The 23,611-nt window shown below is 66.5% G+C and carries 20 protein-coding genes and 3 pseudogenes; 11 read left to right on the top strand and 12 right to left on the bottom strand.

Translation table 11 applies throughout. The features are described from left to right. Window positions 1-122: 122 nt before the first annotated feature. From ACYVF7_RS32035 to ACYVF7_RS32010, 6 genes are all read right to left on the bottom strand, one after another. On the bottom strand, window positions 123-797 hold the full coding sequence (locus ACYVF7_RS32035; RefSeq protein ID WP_460348072.1) for an MBL fold metallo-hydrolase: 675 nt from the start codon (window positions 795-797) through the stop codon (window positions 123-125). A gap of 285 nt (window positions 798-1,082) precedes the next feature. Then, a complete protein-coding gene (locus ACYVF7_RS32030) occupies window positions 1,083-1,913 on the bottom strand; it encodes an HpcH/HpaI aldolase/citrate lyase family protein (protein ID WP_460348070.1) in 831 nt (276 codons plus the stop codon). A 17-nt stretch (window positions 1,914-1,930) separates the two neighbouring features. Then, a complete protein-coding gene (locus ACYVF7_RS32025; RefSeq protein ID WP_460348068.1) occupies window positions 1,931-2,785 on the bottom strand; it encodes an HTD2 family dehydratase in 855 nt (284 codons plus the stop codon). Further along, window positions 2,782-4,293, bottom strand: a complete 1,512-nt coding sequence (locus ACYVF7_RS32020) for an aldehyde dehydrogenase (RefSeq protein ID WP_460348066.1) — start codon at window positions 4,291-4,293, stop codon at window positions 2,782-2,784. The genes ACYVF7_RS32025 and ACYVF7_RS32020 overlap by 4 nt, the downstream gene beginning before the upstream one ends. Continuing rightward, window positions 4,290-5,501: a CaiB/BaiF CoA transferase family protein gene (locus ACYVF7_RS32015; RefSeq protein WP_460348064.1), complete on the bottom strand. Its 1,212-nt coding sequence runs from the start codon at window positions 5,499-5,501 to the stop codon at window positions 4,290-4,292. Before ACYVF7_RS32015 ends, ACYVF7_RS32020 begins: the two co-directional genes overlap by 4 nt. A 340-nt stretch (window positions 5,502-5,841) precedes the next feature. Beyond that, window positions 5,842-6,141, bottom strand: coding sequence for a hypothetical protein (locus ACYVF7_RS32010; protein WP_460348062.1), 300 nt, complete (start codon window positions 6,139-6,141; stop codon window positions 5,842-5,844). Between the two features lie 319 nt (window positions 6,142-6,460). Between ACYVF7_RS32010 and ACYVF7_RS32005 the strand changes: the two genes are divergently transcribed. Next, entirely contained in the window at window positions 6,461-6,964 is a 504-nt protein-coding gene (locus ACYVF7_RS32005; RefSeq protein ID WP_460348060.1) for an MBL fold metallo-hydrolase, read from the top strand. A gap of 105 nt (window positions 6,965-7,069) precedes the next feature. Here ACYVF7_RS32005 and ACYVF7_RS32000 read toward each other — a convergent pair whose 3' ends face one another. Continuing rightward, a complete protein-coding gene (locus ACYVF7_RS32000; RefSeq protein WP_460348058.1) occupies window positions 7,070-8,308 on the bottom strand; it encodes an IS701 family transposase in 1,239 nt (412 codons plus the stop codon). A 94-nt stretch (window positions 8,309-8,402) separates the two neighbouring features. On the opposite strand from ACYVF7_RS32000, the gene ACYVF7_RS31995 reads away from it, so the two are divergent. From ACYVF7_RS31995 to ACYVF7_RS31950, 10 genes and pseudogenes are all read left to right on the top strand, one after another. Then, window positions 8,403-9,318 (top strand): IS5 family transposase gene (locus tag ACYVF7_RS31995; protein ID WP_460347951.1). Its coding sequence is split into 2 segments (ribosomal slippage): window positions 8,403-8,738 and window positions 8,740-9,318, totalling 915 coding nucleotides; the frame shifts between segments, so codons are not numbered across the junction. A gap of 352 nt (window positions 9,319-9,670) precedes the next feature. Next, window positions 9,671-10,597, top strand: a complete 927-nt coding sequence (locus ACYVF7_RS31990; protein ID WP_460348056.1) for a LysR family transcriptional regulator — start codon at window positions 9,671-9,673, stop codon at window positions 10,595-10,597. A 393-nt stretch (window positions 10,598-10,990) separates the two neighbouring features. After that, window positions 10,991-11,251 (top strand): annotated as a pseudogene (locus tag ACYVF7_RS31985) (IS256 family transposase); the annotation flags it as partial. A 52-nt stretch (window positions 11,252-11,303) separates the two neighbouring features. After that, complete coding sequence (locus ACYVF7_RS31980; RefSeq protein ID WP_460348054.1) at window positions 11,304-11,942, top strand: Crp/Fnr family transcriptional regulator; 639 nt, start codon at window positions 11,304-11,306, stop codon at window positions 11,940-11,942. Between the two features lie 10 nt (window positions 11,943-11,952). Further along, entirely contained in the window at window positions 11,953-12,804 is an 852-nt protein-coding gene (locus ACYVF7_RS31975; protein ID WP_460348052.1) for an NADP-dependent oxidoreductase, read from the top strand. 192 nt (window positions 12,805-12,996) lie between these two features. Beyond that, window positions 12,997-13,912, top strand: a protein-coding gene (locus ACYVF7_RS31970; protein WP_460347951.1) for an IS5 family transposase whose coding sequence is annotated in 2 segments (ribosomal slippage) — window positions 12,997-13,332 and window positions 13,334-13,912 — 915 coding nt in all. Because the reading frame shifts where the segments join, the coding sequence is not laid out codon by codon here. A 1,515-nt stretch (window positions 13,913-15,427) separates the two neighbouring features. Then, the gene (locus ACYVF7_RS31965; protein ID WP_460348050.1) at window positions 15,428-15,559 is read left to right on the top strand and encodes an NmrA family NAD(P)-binding protein; all 132 of its coding nucleotides are present in this window, start codon (window positions 15,428-15,430) and stop codon (window positions 15,557-15,559) included. Window positions 15,560-16,338: 779 nt separating this feature from the next. Next, window positions 16,339-16,506, top strand: coding sequence for a hypothetical protein (locus ACYVF7_RS31960; RefSeq protein WP_460348048.1), 168 nt, complete (start codon window positions 16,339-16,341; stop codon window positions 16,504-16,506). Window positions 16,507-16,794: 288 nt separating this feature from the next. Continuing rightward, window positions 16,795-17,955, top strand: a complete 1,161-nt coding sequence (locus ACYVF7_RS31955; protein WP_460348046.1) for a GDSL-type esterase/lipase family protein — start codon at window positions 16,795-16,797, stop codon at window positions 17,953-17,955. A 392-nt stretch (window positions 17,956-18,347) separates the two neighbouring features. Next, window positions 18,348-18,950 (top strand): hypothetical protein, encoded by a 603-nt coding sequence (locus ACYVF7_RS31950; protein ID WP_460348044.1) that lies wholly within the window; start codon window positions 18,348-18,350, stop codon window positions 18,948-18,950. A gap of 316 nt (window positions 18,951-19,266) precedes the next feature. Here the strand turns inward: ACYVF7_RS31950 and ACYVF7_RS31945 are convergent, their stop codons facing one another. The 5 genes and pseudogenes from ACYVF7_RS31945 to ACYVF7_RS31925 form a co-directional block, all read right to left on the bottom strand. After that, window positions 19,267-19,518: a hypothetical protein gene (locus ACYVF7_RS31945; protein WP_460358643.1), complete on the bottom strand. Its 252-nt coding sequence runs from the start codon at window positions 19,516-19,518 to the stop codon at window positions 19,267-19,269. Between the two features lie 151 nt (window positions 19,519-19,669). After that, window positions 19,670-19,858, bottom strand: a pseudogene (locus ACYVF7_RS31940) (helix-turn-helix domain-containing protein); the annotation flags it as partial. 27 nt (window positions 19,859-19,885) lie between these two features. Further along, window positions 19,886-21,121, bottom strand: a pseudogene (locus tag ACYVF7_RS31935) (IS256 family transposase). A gap of 344 nt (window positions 21,122-21,465) precedes the next feature. Continuing rightward, window positions 21,466-22,383 (bottom strand): TIGR03619 family F420-dependent LLM class oxidoreductase, encoded by a 918-nt coding sequence (locus tag ACYVF7_RS31930; RefSeq protein ID WP_460348042.1) that lies wholly within the window; start codon window positions 22,381-22,383, stop codon window positions 21,466-21,468. Window positions 22,384-22,418: 35 nt separating this feature from the next. Continuing rightward, window positions 22,419-23,609, bottom strand: a complete 1,191-nt coding sequence (locus ACYVF7_RS31925; RefSeq protein ID WP_460348040.1) for a muconolactone Delta-isomerase family protein — start codon at window positions 23,607-23,609, stop codon at window positions 22,419-22,421. Window positions 23,610-23,611 lie beyond the last annotated feature (2 nt).

Genomic DNA, 23,611 nt, shown 5'->3' with positions numbered 1-23,611 from the left:
AAATTACAGAATGCACCGCACTGCCGACACGCTGAACTGTTCGAGTTCATCCGCCTTTCAACGGAAGAGGAAACGACCAGCGACAACGGCATCGGTAGTGCGGTGCGACGGTGATTCGTGGGTCACCCGCCCAGCGGAGACCAGTACCGGCGGCCTTGGCCGGTCATGACGCGGCCGAACGCGGAGCCGCTGAAGTGGCAGGCCCCGACGGTCGTGCCGGTGTCCTCCAGTTTGGCCAGCGTGTCCTCACGCCACAGGCGCGCGCGGTCGGGATCGACATCGAACATGAAGGTCAGGTCGAGTTCTTCCAACTGGGCGGAGCAGTGGATGGTGTCGCCCAGGACGATGGCGCGTTCTTCGCCGGAGGAGACCACGACGACTTGATGGCCGGGAGTGTGGCCGGGAGCATGGACGATCTGAACGCCGGGCGCGAGGTCCTCGCCTTCGGTGGTCTCCTCGAATCGCGACGCGAACGGCAACTGCTGCGCCGGGGCGAACGCCTCGCCAGCGTGGTCGAGCCAGTGGGCGACCTCTCCCGGCCCGGCCAAGTGGCGGGCGTTCGCGAAGGTCAGGGCGTCGCCGCTGATCGTCCAGCCCGTGTGGTCGGCGTGCATGTGCGTGTAGACGACGGTGTCGATCTCGCCGGGGGTGGTGCCAGCCTTCGCGAGGCTGGTGAGGAGGCTGCCGCTCTTCGCGGTCACGAAGCCTTCCACTTCCAGTTCTGTGTCGCCGAAGCCGAGGTCGACGAGGATCTTCTTGTCACCGGACTCGATAAGGAAACCGCCGATGCTGCACACCCAACGGCCGTTGCTGGTCTGGGCGGCGTGGCGTGTCCAGCATTCGTCCGACGATCCCGGGAAGACTCCATAGGAGAAGTGAGCGACACCGTCTGGCAGATAGGTTATTCGCACATCTCCGACGACGATTGATTGTGAAGATGCGGGAGTGGCTGGCATTTAGCTGCCTCCTGAATATTGAGAGGATTCCTTCATTGCTGAGAAGGGTATCCAAACGGGCTTTCGATGAGTTTATTCAGTATTGAGGGTGACGTCCGTCATGAGAAGTGCGTGTTCGCGGGCGGTTCATGCGCCAGACGCATGAGGGCGCCAGAGGCGGGCTTGCGCGGTGATGATCCGCCGGGCGCGTTCGACGACCGGCCGGTCGATCATGTGGCCGCCGCTGCTCGTCGCGCCGTTGGCTGCCTGGCTCGCGGCGTCCAAGACGCTGTAAGCCCATTCCAGCTGGTCATCCGTTGGCCGGAACGCTTCGGCCGCGGGGGCGACCTGGGCGGGGTGGATCAGGAACTTCCCGCCGAAGCCCAGGGCGCGTGCGCGCCGGGCGTCCGACGCGGCCGCGTGCGGGGTCAGGTCCGTGGTCACCGAGTCGACCGGTGGTGGTTTGCCGGCGGCGCGTGAGGCGACGACGAGAGTGCTGCGGGCGAACAGGAGCGCGTCGCCGGTGTCGTCGGCGTCGATGTCGAGGGAGTAGTCGACGGCTCCGAACGCGAGGCGGGTGACAGGTCCGCAGTCCGCGATGGCCGTCGCGTTCACGATGCCGCGTGCCGATTCGATGAGCGCCATGAGGCCGGTCCCCGGCGGGAGCCGGGAGGCCAGCAGCGCCAGGTCCGATGGACGCTCCGATTTCGGGAGCACCATGCCCCGAAGGGCTGTGAGACCTCTCATTTCGGAGACGTCCTCGTCATGCCAGGGCGTTCCCGGCGCGTTCAGCCGGATCCATGCGGCATGCCCGGCGGCGAGCCACTCCGCCGCAGCTCGCCGCGCACTGGCCTTGGCGTCCGGCGTGACGCCGTCTTCAAGGTCGATGATGATCTGATCGGCTCCCGACGCGGTGGCCTTGGCGAACCGCTCGGGCCGGTCGCCCGGAACGAACAGCCAGGTCGACGACAAGTTCATCTCCTCCGGTGATGCCGTCACCGGACGTAAGCAGCGCCGATAGCGCCGGACGTTGCATCCCGAGAGGCACCCGAACGGGTGAGCCGTCCCGTCGCCGTCACCCGGCCGCGCCGATCCCGGACGCGTGTGGTCACCACACCGTCCTGCTCGGCCGTGTCGACCACCAGGCCCTGGCCGAGGATCAGCGGGGACATGAGCCGGTATTCGAACCGTGTCCCGGCCCCGCCGGCCCCGTGACGGCACGCCTCCTCACTCATAAGGAGGGCCTGCAACGGGCCGTGGACGACCAGACCGGGGTAGTCCTCCACTTCCCGGCAGTAGTCGACGTCGTAATGGATCCGATGGGCGTTGTAGGTCAGCGCCGAGAACCGGAATAGATATGCCTGGTCGACCGCGATCTCGGTCCCGACGACCTTGCCGGGCGCGGGCGCGGCGGTCGTGGCATCCACCGCGCTCAGGCGGGTGGCCTCACGGTAGATGATGTCGACCTCATCGGTGAGCGCGATCTCCCGCCGCTGCCGGATCGTACGGCGGGTGGTGACGATGGTCATCCAGCCGGACCGGCCGCGCCGTTCACGTACGTCGACCATCTCAACAGTGGCGTCGGCCTCCTCGCCCAGGACGAGAGGGCGGTGGGACTCGACCCGTCCGCCGGCGTACATGCGACGGAGCCCTTCACGGGGCGGCTGGGGGATGCCGTTCCTGTCGTGGCCCTCAGGACCGAGGTCCGACTGGGGCGGTCGCTCCACGAAGTACGCCCAGTGCCACAGGAGAGGAAGCTCCCAGCCCTGGTCGATGGCGCCGGTAGGAAGATCTAGCAGCGCGGCCAGCCCGACGGCCGGTCCGGGCACGAGACGTTCGTTCATCATCATCCCATCACGAAGGGGTCGCGCGTCTGGCCGCTGAGCCGAACCCAGACAGAGCGGGTTTCGAGGTATTCGTCGATGGCGCCGATACCGTTCTCCCGGCCGATGCCGCTGTCCCCGAACCCGCCGAAGGGCACACTGGGCGACACGACGCGGTAGTCGTTGATCCAGACGTTCCCTGCCCGAATCCGACCTGCGACGCGGTGCGCCCGGTGGACGTCCTTGGTCCACACCCCGCCCGCCAACCCGAACGGCGTGTCATTGGCAAGCCGGATCGCCTCGGCTTCGTCGGAGAAGGTGTAGACGCTGAGCACCGGCCCGAAGATCTCCTCGCGAACGACGGCTGAACCGGGGTCGACTCCGGTCAGGACGGTGGGCCGGACGAAGTAGCCGCCGAGTTCGTCGTCGGGTCCACCGCCGCATGCGACGCGGGCGCCTTCTTCGACCGCGGTGCGCAGATAGCCGAGAACCTTGTCGTACTGGGGCTTATTGGCGACGGGACCCATCTCGGTCACCGGGTCCTGTGGGTCACCGAGCCGGAGTGTGGACGCCCGTTCGCTGACAAGGCGGACGAGTTCGTCATGGACGCTCTCGTGCACGATCAGCCGGGATCCGGCCATGCACGTTTGGCCTGTGGCGGCGAACACTCCGGATACGACCCCGCTGGCGGCGGCGCGCAGATCGGCGTCCTCGAATACGAGCTGCGGGGACTTGCCGCCAAGCTCCAGCACGGCGCGGTTCAGGTTCTGGGCGGCGGCACCCGCGACGGCGCGGCCAGTGGAGGTGGCTCCGGTGAACGCGACCGCGTCGATCCCGGGATGGCCGGCCAGAGCGGCTCCGACCTCGCCCCGGGAACTGGTGACGACGTTGAGGACACCGTCGGGGAACCCAGCCTCCGTGAGCAGCGACGCGAAGACGACCGTAGAGATGGGCGAGTGCTCCGACGGCTTGACGACCATGGTGCATCCGGCGGCCAGCGCAGGGGCAAGCTTCCACGTCAGCAGGAGGAGCGGCGAATTCCACGGCGTGATCGCCGCAACGACACCGACCGGGACGCGCGTGGTGTAGACGAGGTAGTCCGGGTTCGGGGTCGGGATCGACCGGCCTTCGATCTTGTCGGCGAGTCCGGCGTAGTAGTGGTACCAACCACTCATCGCCCTCATTTGGCCGACCATCTCGCGGTTCAGCTTCCCGGAGTCGTTGACCTCGAGGGTCGCCAGTTCCTCGGCACGATCCGCGATGAGATCACCCAGGCGCCGCATCAGCGCGGACCGTTCGAATCCGGACAGCGCCCCCCACTCGCCTTCGAACGCCGCGCGGGCAGCCTCGACGGCCACGTCGACGTCTTCGGGGCCGCCGTCCGCCGCCCTCGCCCACACCTGGCCGGTGTAGGGGTTCAGCGAGTCGAACGATCTCCCCGACAGCGCGTCGGCCGGCTTTCCTCCGATGAGGAGCCGGAAGGTCGCGACCTCGTCGCCGCCACCTGCGGTACCGCCGTTCCGTGTCGATGTCATGCCGTGACGCCTTCCTCTGCGTTGTTGTCGAATCCAGCGGGCTGCTCGGATCCGGCCGTTTCGACCGCGTCGAGCCAGGCCAGCACGTCATCGGTGTGCTCGCCGAGCCCCGGGACCGCTCCTGACGGGGTCGGCCAGTCAGCGGTCACTGCCGGTTTCAGCACCTCGACGGGGCCAACCGGTGTTTGCGCTACGCGCCACCGGTCCCGCGCCAAGAGTTGCGGGTGGGCCACGAACTGCGACAGCGACCGCTGCTGGGCGTAGGCGATTTCGGCGCCCGCAAGCCGGTCGACCGCCTCGGGCAGATCCAGGTCGGCGAAGATCTCCGCGATGACCTGGTCGAGTTCTTCCCGGTGCTCGACCCGGTGGCCGTTGCCGCCGAACCGCGGGTCCTCGGCCAGGTCGGGGCGCTGAAGCACATCCCGGCAGAACACAGCCCACTCACGTTCGTTCTGCACGCCGAACACCACGGCCTGCCCGCCCCGCGTGGCCACCGGGCCGTAAGGCGCGATCGTGGCGTGGCTCGCACCGGCCCGGGAGGGCTGCGTTCCGCCGTATCTGCTGTAGAGGTAGGCGTAGCCCATCCATTCACCCAGCGCTTCGAGCATGGACACTTCGAGAGCGGCGCCACGCCCCGTCCGATGGCGCTGGTGCAGCGCGCTCAAGATCCCCGAGTACGCGTACATGCCCGCCGCGATGTCAGCGATCGAGACACCGACCTTCGACGGCGTGGCCGACGTTCCCGTGATGGCGACCAAGCCGGTCTCCGACTGGATCAGCAGGTCGTAAGCCTTGCGCTCCTCGTAGGGGCCGCCATTGCCATAGCCGGAGACATCGCAGGCCACCAGCTGCGGATGACGTGCGGTGAGCTGGCGGGCCGAAACGCCCAGGGCCCGAGCCGCCCGGGGAGACAGATTCTGGATGAACACATCGGCCTGTTCCAGGAGCCGATCGAGAAGCGCCCGCCCGTCCGCCGTCTTGAGATCAGCCGTGACGCTCTCCTTGCCGGTGTTGAGCCACACGAAATGGCTGGCCAGGCCGTTGACGGTGGTGTCGTATCCACGAGCGAAATCCCCGCTATCCGGCCTCTCGATCTTTATGACGCGTGCCCCCAGGTCGGCGAGCTGACGACTGGCGAATGGGGCGGCGACCGCCTGTTCGAGGGCAACGACGACGAGACCGTCGAGCGGCCCAGGGGTGAAGGTCATGAGAATCAGTCTCAACCGGTGCGTCACGCCAAGGCCAATGCCGATGACGGGCGGTGCGATGCGCCGAACGCATGAGGCGCACACGGACCGCCGTGCCCAGGAGGCCATCGGCATCAGCGGCTGGTGCGGCCTCTTCCTTTCCCGGCGGTCTCAGCTCGGGACGGTACGCCTTTGATCAGCGGAAACTCCTACATCACATCCATGGACGCAACCCGCATGGGCGCTTTCCGTGCAGCCCCCTTGGTCATCTACGCGCCCCGAGTCCTCGGAGGCCGGCTTGAACGGTTGACACGGCCTTCGGTTACACCCGGGCGCGGAGCCGCGGATATCCGCGAGGACCTCACGGCGTCTGGACCGAAGCCCGGCTCTTCCACCTGTCCGTCGGCGATGCCATGGTTTGCGCGGGTTCGCGTTTGAACCGAAGGCTAGCGAGTTGCAATCCTGACTCGCCCTTCCGGCCGTCGTCGATAGTCGCCTTCCTGGCTCGGTCATTGGAGCCCGGTGGTGCAAAGGTGCACGTCCATCCGTTGAAGGTGACCGGCTCGCCGGGGATCTGACCGTCGGGCATCGAGATCAGGGTGTTGAATACCCGAACGGCTTCGTGGCAGTTGATCGTGCCGCTGATGACATAGGCGATCACGCTGTCCGGCGAGCCGAGGACGGGACCGCAGTCGACGTTCTCGGTGCCGGCCAGCGTGGCCGAGACTGGCCGTTGGCGCCGACGTTCGCTGGTGCGGAGCGGTCGCGTGGTAGGCGGTGGCACCGGCGGTGCCGGGGTTCCACAGCTGGATGCCTTGCATGGTGGCGACTGCGATTGTGTGGCATCCGGCCTCATCGCCAGCGTCTGGTTCTGCTGCGATCGAGCGTGGCCGCGATTTTCGTGGTAGCGATGCCCATATCCTGACGGTGCCTTGCGTTGCTGGGCACGCCATGCCGTCCAGACCAGCAACGGTCGCTGGGTGTGCAGCCTCGGCGGTTTCCTCATCGAGTCCGGTGACAAGAAGGTCCTCGTCGGCCTTGGCTTCGGCGACACCCAACTCAAGATTGAGGGCTTTGTGACCGGAAATCTGCCGACGAGCCTCGGCAAGGCAGACGCCAGGCCGGGAGAGATCGACGCCGCCGTGTGCACGTACATGCACGCCGACCACACCACCTGGACCGTCACCTGTGACGCGCTGACCTTCGGGAACGCTCGCCACCTCGCCGGGCCGGGCGAGGTGGACCACTCTCGCCGACGCGGACGAGTCGTTCGCCCCGGCGCAGCAGCTGCCCTTCACGTCGCGGTTCGAGGTGTCCGCGGATGGGCAGATAATCGCACCGAGCGTCGAGATCGTCCATGCACCGGGACACACTCCCGGTCACCAATGCGTGAGCGCGCCGTGGTCCTCAGCGACACCATCCACTGCTCGGCCCAGCTGGAGGAACCCATATCTGACCTTCATGTTCGACGTCGACCCGACTAGTAGTGCTTTGTTAACTCGCTAATGCGAGGGGTTGTCGGCAGGTGGGGCAGTGGCCTGTCCAGGTGGCGAGCAGTGCTTGCAGCTCGCGGAGGATCTTGTAGAGACTCAGGCCGCCCCAGCTGCTTTTGGGCTGGTCAGGCGCAGGATCGTGAGGAACAGATGGGCGGCGGACACGAGTGTGACGTGTCGGTTCCAGCCGGTCCAGGAGCGTCCTTCGTAGTGGTCCAGGCCCAGACCGGTCTTGTGCTCGCGGTAGTCGTGTTCGATGCGCCAGCGGATCTTGCCGAGCCGGACCAGGTCGGCCAGGGACGCCTCGGCGGGCAGGTTCGACAACCAGTACTTGACCGGCTCGTCTTCATCGGGTGGCCATTGGGCGATTAGCCATGCCTGCGGCAGGGTGCCGTCATCATCGACGCGGGGTTTGCGACCGGCGGGACGGACCCGCAGCGCGATGAAATCCCCGGCCAGTTCCCCTTTGGATCCGTCGCGCCAGGACAGGCGGCGGGCGGTATGACGGCCGGCCGCCAGCACGTGTTCGCGCAGGGAAACGGGTTTGCTTCGGTAGCGCGGCAGGCCGCGCGGGCCACGACCGCCGTAGGCGGGCAGTTCGGGGACGGCGTCGGCGGCATGGGCGGTGCAGGCGCCCTTGACCTGCACGATGTAGTCCAGACCCCGATCCGTGAGGGCGGCCCGGAAGTGGGCGTTGTCGCCGTAGCCGGCGTCCGCGCAGATCACCGGCACACTCAGGCCCCAGCCGCGCAGTTCGTCCAGCATCTCGATCGCCAGCTGCCACTTGGGCCGATTCCGTTCGCCACCAGGAACACCGCACCGAACGCGCCGCCGCGTGATCTGTGCGGCCACGGCCGGGTCATCGGTGCACGTATCGTCCCAGCTGTCGGGGATGAACAGCCGCCAGTCCAGCGCGGCCGAGGCATGATCGGTGACCGCGTGCACGCTCACGCCGATCTGGCAGTTGGCGACCTTGCCCAGCGTGCCCGAATACTGACGCGCCACTCCGGGCGACGACGAGCCGTACTTGGGGAACCCGGTGTCATCGATCACCCACGCCACCGGGGCCACCACATCGTCGATCCGGCGCGCCAGCCGACGCCGCACCGCCACGAAATCCCAGGTCGAGGAGGTCATGAACTGCTGCAGCCGCTGGTGATCGACACCAAGGCGCTCCGCCATCGGCTGCATGGATTTACGCTGCCCGTCCAGCAACAGCCCCCGGAGATACAACGCGCCGGTGGTGCGCTGATCCGACCGCGGCAACCCAGCGAACACCTCAGTGGCGAACTCCTCCAGCCGCGGCCGGACCGCGGCGACCTCCTCAGACCTCACACAAGATCATCGCCACCAAGATCGCAAACGTAACAAAGCACTACTAGGGCGTGTTTCCTGGATCTTGAGCGGCTCGTCCTGTATGTCCTGATGTGTGCTTGATCGACATGACCTTTCCGATGAGGAATGGGAGTGGCTGGAGCCACTGCTGCCATCCAACCCGGGCCGTGGCGGCCGGTGGGCCGACCACCGTCGCACGATCAACGGGGTGTTCTGGCGGACCCGGACCGGCTGCCCCTGGCGGGACCTGCCCACCCAGTACGGCAAGTGGCAGACCGTCTACAAGCGGCATCGCCGCTGGTCACGCGACGGAACGTGGGCGAGGGCGCTGGATCGGCTGCGCGCCGGGTGCGACGAGGCCGAAGGCAAGGACTGGACGGTGTCGGCCGATTCCACCATCGCCCGCGCCCACCAGCACGCCGCCGGAGCACCGCACACTCCGGCCAAGGACGACCCGGCCCGCGACCACCGCGCGGGGGGCGGCATCGAATCACAAGAATCCCGGCAAGAACCGTGAGGGGCTGGGGCGCTCGAGAGGCGGCCTGACCACCAAAATTCACCTGGTCGCCGACCGGCGCTGCCGTCCGATCACCAAGCTGACCACCCCGGGCCAGTACGGCGACTCCCCGCGGTTCATCCCGCTGATGGATGCGATCCGCATCCCGCGCCGAGGCTTGGGCCGGCCACGCAAGCGGCCTGCACGTGCCATGGCCGACAAGGCGTACTCCTCCAAGGCCAACCGCGCCTACCTGCGCGAACACAAGATCCAGGCAGTCATCCCGATCAAGGAGGACCAGAAGGCCAACCGGCTCAAGCGCGGCTCGTCCGGCGGTCGTCCGCCCAACTTCGACGCCGAACGTTACAAGGAGCGCAACACCGTCGAGCGCTGCGTCAACAAGCTGCGGCAGTTCCGCGCCGTGGCCACGCGCTTCGACAAGCGGGAGGTCATCTACCAGGGCACGATCGACGTCGCGTCCATCAAGATCTGGCTCCGCGATCCCGTCCAATGATCCACGAAACACGGCCTAGCGTCCGCTAGTGGCGCGGGGACCTCCTGGCCAAGTTTGAGGACACCTGCACGATCGTCGGAGCCTGCCACTTCAGCGGCTCCGCGTTCGGACGCGTCATGACCGAGCAGGGACGCCGGTACTGGTTTCCTCTCGACGGTGACCTGAGAACCGCTCGGCACCGCACCGCCAGCCCGGCGACGCCGCTCCCGGTCTTTGCTGATTACGCCTGAGGGCCATAATATCGGTTCGTTCGAACGTGTCGGCGGTGTGACGCGAGTCGTGGTTCGACCGGCGAATGACCGATCTTGTTGCACCATATGGATCATCGTGACACCACTCCTCATGAAAAGAAATGCCGAGAACGGAATTGAATCATGTAGGTCTCGACGAATTGCGTTCGTTTCTCGTGGTGGCGGAGCTGCAGAACGTCTCGCGCGCTGCGGCGACACTCAATATCTCGCAACCGGCGCTGTCGCGGACCATCAGACGACTCGAACAGGCCTACGGCGTGGAGCTTTTCGACCGGCCCAACCGCCGTCTTCGGCTCAATCGGTACGGCCGGGTGCTGGTCGCCCGTATCGAGGCCGCGCTGCGTGAACTGGCGCAGGCCGAGGACGACATTGCCACCATGCGTGGACCGCGCACGGGCACTGTTGAGCTGGCATTCCTCCACTCGTTCGGCACCTGGCTCGTCCCGGATCTCCTGGGCGAATACGCCCGCATCGACACCCGGACGAGGTTCGTACTCCACCAGGATTCGGCTGACGAGGTCGCCGCCCGTGCCGCCGACGGGCGGGCACATCTGATCCTGACGAGCCCGAGGCCACGCGATCCGCTCCTGAGCTGGGTTCCGCTACGCGATGAGCCGCTGGCCCTCGCGACATGGACACGTCATCCGCTCGCAGGCCGGTCTCATGTCGAGCTCATGGAAGTGCTCCACGAGCGTTTCATCGCCATGCCGGCAGAGTTCGGGCTTCGGCAGACCACCGACGCCCTCTTCGCGGCCCGCGGGGTCCACATGGACGTCGCCCTGGAAAGCGCGGAAATCGCGACTATCAAGGCGCTAGTGCGGTCCGAACTCGGTATCGCCATCGTTCCGGGCGGGCCCACGGCACCGGTGGTCGCAGGCGTCACCTTGGTGCCGTTGAGCGACGAAGACGCCTTCCGGACTATCGGTGTGTCGTGGCATATGGACCGCCGCCTGCCCGCTGCGGCCAGCCGCTTTCGTGGATGGGTGTTGTCGCGGCCCAGGCCCGACGGCTCTCCCGCGGACCAGTGACCCGTGGACGCGGCGGTGCTCACCGACCAGCGACAACTCCACCAGCGAGTGAACCGTGCCATTCGCGCACCACACCGCGTCGGCCCGCTCGAACAACGTATCCGCCCGTGTCATCAGGCACTTGTAGAACTCTTGCCGGAACCGGGACAACTGCCCGAGTGCACCAGCACGACCGGCATCGTGCCACTGATCACCGAAGCTCTTGATCGTGATCTTCCGTCTGTCGCAAGAAGGAATGGGTCGCGTCCTGAAGCCGGTGTAAATGAGGACGGGCGTAGGTTCCGGCTTCGAGACCTGCATGTCTTCGAAGGAAGGACCCACGCCCGTGTCCGCACGAGTATCACCGACCGACCGTGTCCGCGCCAAGATCGATGAGCTGTTCGCCTCCGATCGCATCACCACCGGGTCAGGCACTCCAGCTTCATCGAACGTACCTTCGGCGAGACCCGCCGCCGCGCCAAAGTCATCGGCCGTTTCCCCGGCGAGACCTCGGCCATCAGCATCGTGTGGGCCGTCCTAGACCGCGCCTCCCGCGGCTGACGCGGCCTGACCATGACGCCCGCCGGACTCCGCCAGCTCCAAGACCTACGCCGATCCCTGCTCGATCCGCCCCGCAAGCTTCGTCCACGCACCGGTTCCCGATCGATGCTGCCGACACCCCAAAGATCGTCGGCGCAACCGCATAGCCTCATCATGGAGCCGGAACGTGCGCCTACCGGAGAAGGAACCATTGATGTCAGACCTCTTCGAACACTTCGATGCGTTCTTGGGTCGATGGTGCCAGTTCCCCGATGACGAGCTTGCGAAGACGAGGCGAGCATTCCGGCCGGTCACCGTGCCTGAAGGTGGGTTCTTGACCCGGGCCGGGGATCGGTCTGACCGGGTCGCCTTCATCGGGAAAGGGCTGGTTCGCCTCTACTACACCGGCACCGACGGTAGGCAACGCGTCCACGGGTTCCGGACGGAGAACCATCTCGTGTGCGCCTACAGTGCGGCACTACGCGGTGAGCCGGCGCACGTGTCCATCCAGGCGCTGGAGCCATGCTCCCTGCTTGTGGCCTCCCGCGCGGCGTTCGAGCAATTGCGGGCGGGACACCAGTGCTGGCGGGAGTTGACCCGCCGGCTCACCGAAAAGCTGTACCTGCGGCAGGAACGCCGGCAAAGAGAGCTGCTGCTCGACGACGCGGCCACCCGGTATCTCAGCTTCGTCACCGAACACGCCGACCTGGCCCGGCGGCTGACCCAGCGGCAGATCGCTTCCTACGTCGGAGTCACCCCGGTCGCGCTGAGCAGGATCCGCACAAGGTTGATCTCCGTTAACGACACGGCTCCTGTTCGTTTCTAGCGTCGTGGTCATGACGACCATGCGCGCCGCGGCGATCGAGCAGTTCGGTCCCGCGGAGAACCTCACCATCACTGAGCTGCCGGTCCGTGAGCCCGCCGAAGGCGAAGTGCTAATCCGGGTGGCCGCAGCCGCGGTGAACCCGGCGGATCTCGGCATGCGCGAAGGGCGATACTGGTGGCGAGAGCCAGTCCGGTTTCCCCTCGTCCCCGGCTGGGACGTGGCCGGCACCATCGAGGTGGGTACGGCCGACCTTCCCGTGGGTACGGCAGTCATCGCCGTCACCGCCCACTCGCGGACTCAGGCAGGTGGATACGCCGAATACGTCACGCTTCCCTCGCGTTACGTGGCTCCCGCGCCAGCCGGGTTGGACTGGGCGCATGCGGCGAGCCTTCCGCTAGCCGGACTGGCCGCATGGCAAGCGCTTGCGTTGCTGGACCTCGCCCCCGGCGACCGGCTGCTGGTGAATAACCCGCTGGGCGCGGTCGGCGGATTCGCCGTGCAACTCGCCGCGCGGCAAGGCGTGAAGTTCGTGACACAGGGACCGGCCGACGCGGCCCTGGACGTCATCGGAGGCGTCGCCGCCAAGAAAGCCTTCGTGGCGGTACGTGATGGCGGACGGTACGTCACGGTGGTTCCGGAATTCTGGGTCCCGGATGGTCAATTCGCCGCAGCGCGCGGGATCGAGCCGATCACCGTGCTCGTGGAGCCTGACGGTAGGCAACTCGCCGAGTTGTCAAGGCTGGCAGCCGCGGGCGAGCTCACCACCCGGGTCGCGGATCGCATGCCACTGGAACAGGCGGCACGGGCCCACCGGCAACTCGCCACCGGTGGCGTGTCCGGCAAGCTGGTACTAATCCCCTGACCGTCAGAGCCCCGCCCACGCGACTTCAGCGACAACCCCGAAACTGTCATCGCCGCCGTGTAGATTCGCCGTGAAGCCGCAACCCACGCTCCTCCGATTTACACCGGGATCTGGACGTCACCGCCCCGGCCCCTGGTTCCCCTAGGGCGTGTTTCCTGGATCTTGAGCGGCTCGTCCTGTATGTCCTGATGTGTGCTTGATCGACATGACCTTTCCGATGAGGAATGGGAGTGGCTGGAGCCACTGCTGCCATCCAACCCGGGCCGTGGCGGCCGGTGGGCCGACCACCGTCGCACGATCAACGGGGTGTTCTGGCGGACCCGGACCGGCTGCCCCTGGCGGGACCTGCCCACCCAGTACGGCAAGTGGCAGACCGTCTACAAGCGGCATCGCCGCTGGTCACGCGACGGAACGTGGGCGAGGGCGCTGGATCGGCTGCGCGCCGGGTGCGACGAGGCCGAAGGCAAGGACTGGACGGTGTCGGCCGATTCCACCATCGCCCGCGCCCACCAGCACGCCGCCGGAGCACCGCACACTCCGGCCAAGGACGACCCGGCCCGCGACCACCGCGCGGGGGGCGGCATCGAATCACAAGAATCCCGGCAAGAACCGTGAGGGGCTGGGGCGCTCGAGAGGCGGCCTGACCACCAAAATTCACCTGGTCGCCGACCGGCGCTGCCGTCCGATCACCAAGCTGACCACCCCGGGCCAGTACGGCGACTCCCCGCGGTTCATCCCGCTGATGGATGCGATCCGCATCCCGCGCCGAGGCTTGGGCCGGCCACGCAAGCGGCCTGCACGTGCCATGGCCGACAAGGCGTACTCCTCCAAGGCCAACCGCGCCTACCTGCGCGAACACAAGATCCAGGCAGTCATCCCGATCAAGGAGGACCAGAAGGCCAACCGGCTCAAGCGCGGCTCGTCCGGCGGTCGTCCGCCCAACTTCGACGCCGAACGTTACAAGGAGCGCAACACCGTCGAGCGCTGCGTCAACAAGCTGCGGCAGTTCCGCGCCGTGGCCACGCGCTTCGACAAGCGGGAGGTCATCTACCAGGGCACGATCGACGTCGCGTCCATCAAGATCTGGCTCCGCGATCCCGTCCAATGATCCACGAAACACGGCCTAGACCAGTGCCCACGCCGAACATGCCGTCGGCTGACCACTGGTCACCTGAAGGGTGTCAAACCCGCCATGGATGCTGACCTGCGGCTTCACAGCCAAGCGCGTCTGCCTCAGCCCGCTCTTTCGTACTTGTTGGTGAGGCCCGATCTCGTCGGCGAGATACTGATTGCTTGCATCTTGAAAGCGCCGTGGTTTACGGTGACCCTGCATCAGCCTGTAAGTCGCCCGTGCCAGTCCGCACACCATCAGGGAGGTGACAGTTATGGACATCATGCATTGGTGAGACGATTATATCATCAGTGTAGGACACCGTTGATTACGGTTTCCAACGACGAAAGCCCCCACCCGGGGGTTTCTAGCGGAAAGTCCCGGGTGGGGGCTGCCTCGGGCGACAGTCTCCGGGTTGCTGCTCACTCCGGAATCTTCTCACAAAGCTTTCTCAGAACACGCTTCCGACATTAACCGTGCGAGAACGAGTTCTCAGACGAAAACTGGCACGTGCGGCGCTCGCTGACCACCTCACCGCCCACGACATCGCCCTGGAAATGCTCGCCGGATCGTTGACGGGATCCACGACCCATCCGGCACCGGGCGGGTGCTGTTCGCTGCACACCATGCTCCGCCGCCGCGCCCGCGGCGAATCGGTCGGAGACATCCGGCCGGACCTGATCATCCCCACCGGCAAACGCAAAGGCCGCAACCCGAGCCTGGTTCGCATTAGCGAGCTCTGGCTGAGCACGACAAGCGCCAGCACTACCCCGAAGCGGTCGAGCAGGCACACTCACCCACTTCGCCGCCATCCAGGCCCACACCTGACCAGCACCTACACGAGGCCACGGCAGGGTTTCTGGCGTTTTCCGGTCCTGCCCCCTGTACGCCGGGGCTCGAGTGGAAGAGTGCGGCTGTGCGCCGGCCGAAAACGTCATCCGCCCTGGTGAGGGTGTTGCGCGGGTCGGAGGATGTTATCGACGGCTCTGGGTGGCAGTGACCATCCGCGTGCCGGCCGGTCGGTGCGGCGTGCTGTGGCGCGTGGAGTGGTGCGGTGGTGGACTCGGCCGCCGCAGCCGTCGTGTTGGTAGAGGATGGGCGGAGCCAACGATGCTGCCCATCGGTCGCCCCATTCGGTCATTGCGACGATGGCCGGCTGCAGATCCAGCCCCTTGATGGTGAGTCGGCACTCCCGGCCGTCGACGATCATGAGACGGCGGCGACAAAGCCGTCCAGCCGACTAACCAGGATGTTCGGCGCGATGCCGAGGACGCTCTGAAACTCGGTGAATCTGGTGATGCCGCGGAAGATCACATCCCGAATGATCGGCAGGCTCCAACGCTCGCCGACTACCTCGATGGCGCGGCGACGGAGCAGTTCTGCCCCTCATGCGTCTTGCCGAGCCCGGCCAACCCCTGTGGTCGTTGTGGACGCCTTCCCTGGCACTTGCATGACAGGAGTAAGTTTCGCTAGTGTCATGCAAGTATCGATGGTTTGAGAGTCGGGTGGAGCATGGGCAAGGTCGTCGTCACAGGCGCGAGCGGGCATGCGGGAAGCCGGGTCGCGCGTGCGCTTCTGTCTGCCGGGCATGCGGTGCGGGCGGTCAGGCGAGATGCCGCTTTGCTCGGCAGGCCCGCCGAGTAGAGCGCCGAGGTTAGGGTCAGCGTGACACTCGGTCGAACCGGGTCCATTACATTTCAAGATCCACGCACTCCATGATGACAGGCGGCAGGCCTGATCGAGCGGACCGATTCGAACGGGGAGATCCGCTCGAGGATCTCCCTGTCTTCTCATCCTCAGTACATCCCGTTACCCGCCGGGCAGGTGTTCTCACGTATCGAGCGCGCCCAGCGGCTCCGTACCATGTCCACCGCGCTCACCCACCCCCAGTCCGAGCAAGTGCACGCCGCGCCGGACGTTTCGACAATCACCTAAGACCGGCGGGTGGGCCTGCTCCAGCAGAAGGCGAACACCGATGACCGCAGGATCGCCTCCATCGCTGCAGGACCTCACCTCCTTCGAAGCAACCGTCGGCTACAAGCTGCACCAGACAATCCTGGAGATATGGCACCGGGACACACCACGGCCCGTGGCTCGGCTGGCCAAGACCGGCCCGCTTCTGAGGCCGGCAGCATACGAGCTCTGCACCGGGCAGGGACTGACAGAGGTGACCGCCCACGTGACGCCGAGCGGAGCACAGACCCCCGATGGGACACTTATCGGCATCGTCAATCTCAGCGGAGAGCGCCAGGCCGACGACTTCATCCAACCCCTGAGCGGCACCCGGCATTCTGATGTCGTCCACAACCCGGCGCAGTGGCGCATCGTCCAGGCAGGGCTGCCTCCTTTGACCGGTGAGGCGGTGGGCAGCACACAGCTGCATCACAACCGGCTGACCGACTTCCTGGACAGGAACGATCAGGGTGACCGTGGCCGACGCCCGCCTCGACCGCAGACTGGTCTTCGCCTGCCTGACCGCACTGGTCGCGCTGAACATGTGGACCCCGCGCGGCGAGCTGGCGGCCATGGCCGCCCCGTTCCGGCGCCGTCGCCGGGACCGCAGGCCCGCCGGACCGCCGACCTCACCGTAGAGAAGTATTCGCGGCAGACCTGCCCGGAGGTCTGACCGTGCACGTCTTGCTGGCCGGCGCGACCGGTGTCCTCGCCCGGCGCATTCTTCCCCGTCTCATCGCTGCGGGACACCAGGTCACCGCGCTGGGTGGGCGGAGCCGACGCCGGACACGGCAAACAAACAGAACTGAACAAGGCCCACGCGGGTTGTTGCGTTCAACTTCTTTCGCGGCCGTCACGGCTGTGCGATGGTGAGTGACATAGGACGTCCCACCTCCACCGGCCTCGACGATCGGAAGGCAGTAACCGTGCGCAAGAGACATCTCGCCAGAACCGCCGCTGTGGCCGTGCTTCCGCTGATCTGCATCCTCGCCCTGACCGCACCCGCCCAGGCCGCGTACACCGCGTACAGCGCACCTGCCGGTGCGTCCCGGCAGGTGGCCGCCGACGCCGGGATACCGGCGACCGATCCGCACCTGGACTTCGACGGCCACTGGGGCCGCGTCGGCAATGCCATGATCACCCCGAACTCGGGCTCCCAGCTGCGGTTCCGATTCACCGGGCGCACTCTCGCGGGCCGCTTCGACACCTCGTCGGTGACGCTTCCCGCGCAGATCTACGTGTCGATTGACGGGGCGGCCCCGACCCGGTACACGGTGGACCGGGACTTGATCGACTTCACCCCTACGCCGCTGACGGGCTGGAAGCACACCGCCGAGATCTCCGTCAAGGACGTCAACGAACACGCGAACCGGTGGGTCTTCCCCCTACGGTCGGGCCTTTCCTTCACAGGTCTCGAACTCGACCCCGGCGCCCATGTGCAGATGCCAGCGCCACTCGGGCCCCTACGCATGGAGTTCCTGGGCGACTCCATCACACAGGGCGTCAAGTCCCTGTGCGGGGTGATCGGCACGGACTGCGACGACGGCACCAAGGACTTCGCCCACCTGACGGGGAAGGCCTTCCACGCCCACACCAACCAGGTCGGTTTCGGCCGCCAGGGCATCCTCGTCAACGGCAACGGCGGCGTGCCGACAGCGAGCGGCAGCTTCGGCTGGAACTTCCAGGACTCCCCGGCCGACCCGCTCTTCCGCCCCGACGCCGTGGTCGTCAACCAGGGCACGAACGACTACTTCCTCGGCGCCGAACCGTTCCGGCCCGCCTACCTGAGCTACCTGAAGCAGATCCGTGCGGCCTACCCGCACGCATGGATCTTCGCGATGCGTCCCTTCGGCGGCTACAACGCCGAGGACGTGGCCTCGGCGGTCACCGAGGCGAACGATCACAGGACCGTGTACGTCGACACCACGGGCTGGATGTCGGCGGACGCGGGCGACTACACCGACGGCGTCCACCCGGGCGTCGAGGCCCACGCGAGGGCGGCAGCACTGCTGACCGGTTTCATCGCACACACGACCGGCTGGGCGGCGGACCCGGTCACCGTTCCCGCCGCCGATCCGGCCGGCTGATCCCGGCCCCGGATCCGGATCCGCTCGGCCGAGCCGGCCAGCAAGCCGCGGCATTTCTTTCCCGCATCCCCCGTAGCCGGATTCGGAATTCTCGAAACTTCCGGCTGATCCCCGAATGCGCCCCGAAACGGGCGCATTCGGGTATCAGTCGCGGTCTGCTCGCGAATCAACCGTGGCATATTCCGAATCGCCGAGAGGACGGGCAGGAGCGGGCACCCTCCATAGACACCCGCCCGCGGACCACGCGGGGGCCGCCCTGCGCGTACCGAAAATTTCATACGCGCAGGTGAGAGTCATGGGGCCCTGCACCTCTGGGTGCCGGGCTTCGTCGCCCTGGAACAGTTGGGGGAATGGTTACGGCGAGATGGGTCGCCAGGGCATGATGAGCGGCTGTGCTGTTGCGATTGGCCTACCTGGCGGTGACGAATACGATCGCCCTGTTGCGTCTTCTTCCGGCGGGCGATCATGAGAAGGACATCGAGATCTTGGTCCAGCGTCACGAGACCGCGGTGCTGGAACGCCAGCTCGGCGGGAAGAAGGTTCGTTTCACGCCGTCGGATCGGGCTTCGCTGGCGGCGCTGCTGCATCGCGTGAGGCCACCGACTCTTGGCCGGGTGCGGTTGCTGGTGCGGCCGGACACGGTGCTGGGCTGGCACCGTGACCTGATCAAAGGGCGGCATGCTGCCCGGTCCAAACCGAAGCGGGCAGGGCAGCCGCCGACCGTGCGTTCCGTCCGAGTCCTGGTGCTGCGCCTGGTCCGGGAGAACCCCGGCTGGGGGTACCGGCGCGTGCACGGCGAACTGCTCGGGCTGGGGGTGAAGGTGGCTGCCTCTACGGTGTGGGAGATCCTGAAGGACGCCGGCATCGATGCCGCGCCCGAACGTGCCTCCACTACGTGGGCCGCGTTCCTGCGTTCACAAGCAGGCGCTCTGTTGGCGTTTGACTTCCTGGAGACCGTCACCCTGTCGGGGCACGGATGTTGGTGCTGGCGGTGATCGAGCACCATACGCGCGGGATGCGAATTCTGGGTGCCACCACGCACCCGACCGCCTTGTGGGTGACCCAAGCCTGTGGGTGCCGATTATCGTGTCACCTCATGCGACCTGGGCGTATTCGTTGAGGAGGCCGCCGAGCTGGTCTCGTCGGATGACCTTTATATCGGCGTCGGCGGGATCGGGTAGTGCGTGGGTGAGCCGGCTTGGTTCAGGGCCCGGTGCAGACGATTTCGTATTCGGCGAGGACCTTGTGTAGGTAGCGTTCGTTCATGCTGAGGATCCTCCGGTCGAGGAGCTCGCGGCGTACGCTGCCCACTCACCGCTTCATGATCGCGTTCATCCAAGGAGCCTGCGGATTAGTCAGCACCATGCGAATGCCCTCGGCCTTGAACACATCATCGAACAAGGCGGTGAACTTGCTGTCCCGGTCTCTGATCAAGAACCGGAAGTCGCCGGTGCGATCGCCCAGCTCGAGCATCAGGCTGCGGGCTTGCTGGGCGACCCAGGCGGCGGTCAGGTTCGCTGTGACACCCAAGACGTGGACGCGGCGCGTGGCGTGCTCGACCACCGCGAAGCAGTAGAGCCGCGAGAGTGATCGTCTCCACGCTGAACAAGTCGCAGGCCAAGATCCCGGACGCCTGGGCCTTGAGGAACGCGGCCCAGGTCGGATCGCTGCGCTGAGGTGCTGAATCGAACCCGGCCTTCTCTAAGATCGCCCAGACGGTGGCGGGGGATACCTTCCGGCCCAGTCCGGCTATCTCGCCGGCGATGCGCCGATACCACCACGTCGGATTCTCGGCCGCCAACCGCAGCACGAGGGCCCGAACTGTGGGTCGGATCGGTGGTCGTCCCGGCCCGTGCTTGGGGTAGGTGGTGGCGTCCCGCTTGGTGGTGTAAGTGGTCGTCACCGTGTGCGGGTCAGCGAGTAATGCTGATCACGCCGTGAGTAGGGCGGGTGTGGCCACCTCCTGTGGGTTGTCGGTGGGCTGGTCGAGGAGGGCCATGGAGCCTTCGGACAGGTAGCGGCGGTCGGATACCTGCGATTCGTCGTGGGTTTCGACCAGGACGGAGCCGGCCAGGCGCAGCGGGGCGGCGGGGTTGGGGAAGACGCCGACGACGTCGGTGCGGCGTTTGATCTCTTTGTTCACCCGTTCCAGGGGGTTGGTGGACCAGATCTTCTTCCAGTGGCTGATCGGGAAGTCGGCGAAGGCGGTGACGTCATCGGCGGCCTCGCGCAGTATCGTTTCGACCTTGGGGAGTTGGCGGCCGAGCATGCCGGCGATGGTGGCCAGTTGTTCGCGGACGTAGGCGGGGTCGGGCTAGGCGAAGATGGTGCGGATAGCGGCGGCGACCATCTCGGCGTGGCCTTTGGGGACCTGGGCCAGGACGTTGCGCAGGAAGTGAACCCGGCAGCGTTGGCAGACCGCGCCCAGCAGGACTGCTTCGATCGCGGCTTTGAGGCCGGCGTGGGCGTCGCTGATGACCAGCTGGACCCCGTGCAGCCCGCGGGTCTTGAGCGAGCGCAGGAACGCGGTCCAAAACGCGCCGTCCTCGCTGTCACCCACATCGAAGCCCAGGACTTCGCGGCGTCTGTCGGCGGCGACTCCGGCGACGATGGCCTGGGAGACCACGCGGTGGTCGACGCGGGCCTTGCAGTAGGTCGCGTCGAGGAAGACGTAGCGGAACGGCTGGTCGGCCAGGGACCGGTCGCGGAACGCGGCGACCTCGACATCGAGTTCGGCGCAGATCCGGGAGACTTCGGATTTGGAGATGCCGGTGTCGGCGCCGAGGGTTTTGACCAGGTCATCGACTTTGCGGGTGGAGGTGCCGTGCAGGTAGGCCTCCATGATCACCGCGAACAGGGACTGGTCGACCCGCCGGCGGCGTTCCAGCAGCGAGGGAGAGAACGACCCGGACCCCAACTTGGGGATCTGCAGCTGCAGGTCCCCGGCGGTGGTGGTGATCGTCTTGGGTCGGTGCCCGTTCCGCAACGCGGTCCGGCCCTCGGTGCGCTCATGCGGGGCCGCTCCGATCACCGCGGTCAGCTCCGCCTCGAGCAGAGCCTGGTAGATGGTGGTGGCCGCCTGGCGGATCCGTTCTTCGACATCGGCGCCTTTGAGTGCCTCGAGCACCTCGAGCACCTCAAGCAGGGCAGACCGGTCCAGAGCCATCGTGTGATGTGTCTCTTTCGCGAGAACCATTGGCGTGGTCTCGCCGACCATCACACGATGGCTCCTGCCCAGCCTGGTCACCACGCCGAGAAGGCCCGACATTTACACCAGAAGTTGGGACGTCACCTCCGGAAGCCACGTCCACCGGAGTGGTGTAAGACAGTCTCCGTATGATCATGTTCCCGCAGGTTAGGTGATCGCTTGCGGGGTCGGTTTCTCCGCTGGCGTTTCGCCGCCCACGCGGGTCTGTCCAACGCCTGCCCGCGACTTGAGTATGTGGGGGCTGGAATGGCAGCGCACCCGATCCGGCACGGAGGTCGCTGCCGCCTCAAAGGTGAGACGCTTCAGCGCAAGGCACCTGATTCGAGATCGATCACCTCGTCGGCTATGTGCTCCAGCGACTCCCAATAACATTCGGCCGGCAGCCGGCGGGTTTGACCCGGGTAAGTGGTGTCGAAAACCACATGTGTGGCGTTCAGTCCAGCGATGACCGATAGGTCTTCGCGGATCTGGTCGATGGTTCCTTCACCCATGAGGCGGCGGGTGTCGGGCAGCGGCCGATCGGTGATTCGGAGCTTGATTCTTGGCGCGAGACCGGGAGCCGGCAGGGATTCCCGGTCGGCGATTTTCCGGAGTTCTGGCATCCCGACCCCGGCCAGATATCCGACTCTCACCGACGTCGGATGCCAAGCGTCTGCGTAGCGTACGGCTCGCCGCAGCGCGCCGGGGCTGTGCCCGCCGACCCAGATCGGCGGGTGTGGTCGTTGCAGTGGGCTCGGCCCAGTCGCTACCGGGCCGAACGATACGTGCTCGCCGTCGAATTCGGTCACACTGCGTGTCCACAACGCCTTAATCGCTGCAAGCGATTCGTCGGCGATGCGGCCACGCTGATGATAGGGCATCCCTACGGCTGCGAACTCCTCAGGCGCCCAGCCTGCGGCTACCCCCAATACCAGCCGGCCACCACTGAACTGGTCGATATTCGCCGATAGCCTGGCCATCTGAAGCGGGTGACGATAGGGAAGCACGATGACGGTGGTACCGAGTCGGATTCTGGTGGTCTGCCCCGCCAGCCACGCCAACGTTGCGAAGGGGTCGTAGAACGGGGCGGGGAACAACCGCTCGACCTCCGGCGTGAGGGCAATATGGTCGGAGACCATCGCCAGCTGATAGCCGACACCCTCGGCGAAGCGGACCCAGCGCAGTATCTCAGCCGGTGTGGTCCGATCGCCATAATTCGGAACGTTGACGCCGAACTCCATGCTTCCTCGTTCTCTCTTCTTGTGGGTTTCGGCGCTCAGAGCGAGCAAAGAGCCGGAGCCAGAAGGCGAAGTACGTCAACGCCGATGCCGCGCTCGGGCACGATCGGCTGTACCGCGACATGGTCGGCGCCGGCATCCAGATGCTCGCGCACCCTCGCCAGGATCGCGCCCTCGTCACCCCATGCGACGATGGTGTCGACGAGCCGGTCGCTGCCGCCATCGGTGATGTCATCATCGTCGAAGCCGAGTGCGCGGAGATTGTTGATGTAGTTCGGCATCGTTAGGTACCAGGCCATATGCTGACGTGCGAGTTCTCGCGCACGTGAGGGATCGGTTTCGAGCACCACGGCCTGTTCCGGTGCGAGGAGGGGACGGTCGCCGAGTATCGTGCGTGCCTGAGCGGTGTGCTCTGGCGGTACGAAATACGGGTGTGCGCCGGCGGCGCGTTCCCGTGCCAGTTCCAGCATCTTCGGACGCAGTGCGGCAAGGACGCGTGGCACGGCCGGCTCCGGGAGCGGCGCCTGCGAGCGGATGCCGTCCATCGCATCGAGGTAGCCACGCATGGTCGCGACCGGTCGCCCGTACTCATGGCCGCGGGGTGCCACCTGGGGCTTGTGGCTGACGCCGAGGCCGAGAAGGAATCGGCCTGGATACGCTTCGCCCAGCGTCACGGTCGCGGCGTTCATCGCTGTCGAGTCACGTACCCAGATGTTGGCGATCCCGGTCGCTACAACGATGCGCCGGGTGGAGGCCAAGAGGAGCCCGGCGTTGCTGAACACCTCCTTGCCGACATCGCTCTCGGCTATCCATACGCTCCCATAGCCGAGCCGTTCGATCTCCGCCACCGCTCTACGCGCGACGGAGGCGGGCGCGCGCCCGAGCGCGCCGGTCCACGCTCCGACACGTCCGATCCGCCCGAGCGCCCCATCGTCGGACGCGGTGACCTGACGCGGAGGATCGTTGGGGTGAACGGCCGTTGGATGAACGTCCACCGACATCCATGGCCACAAGGGAAGAGAGGTGAGCGCGGTGTGCAACTCGTCGGCGTCGGGGGCCTCCCACAGCCCCCAGTTGGCCCAGCGTCCGGGGATCCGCCACAGCCGTTTCATCAGGCCCAGTCGGGCGAGTTCGTGCCCGCGTTCCAGCTCTGCGGCGTACAACCGCTCACGCTCGTCCTCAGCGACGCCCGGAGGCCAGTTGATCTCGATGTGAACGAGAAATTCCATGG

It is taken from the genome of Actinoallomurus acanthiterrae, from assembly GCF_054775715.1.
Note: the sequence above shows the minus strand (reverse complement) of the source record. Positions and strands in the feature narration are given on the sequence as shown.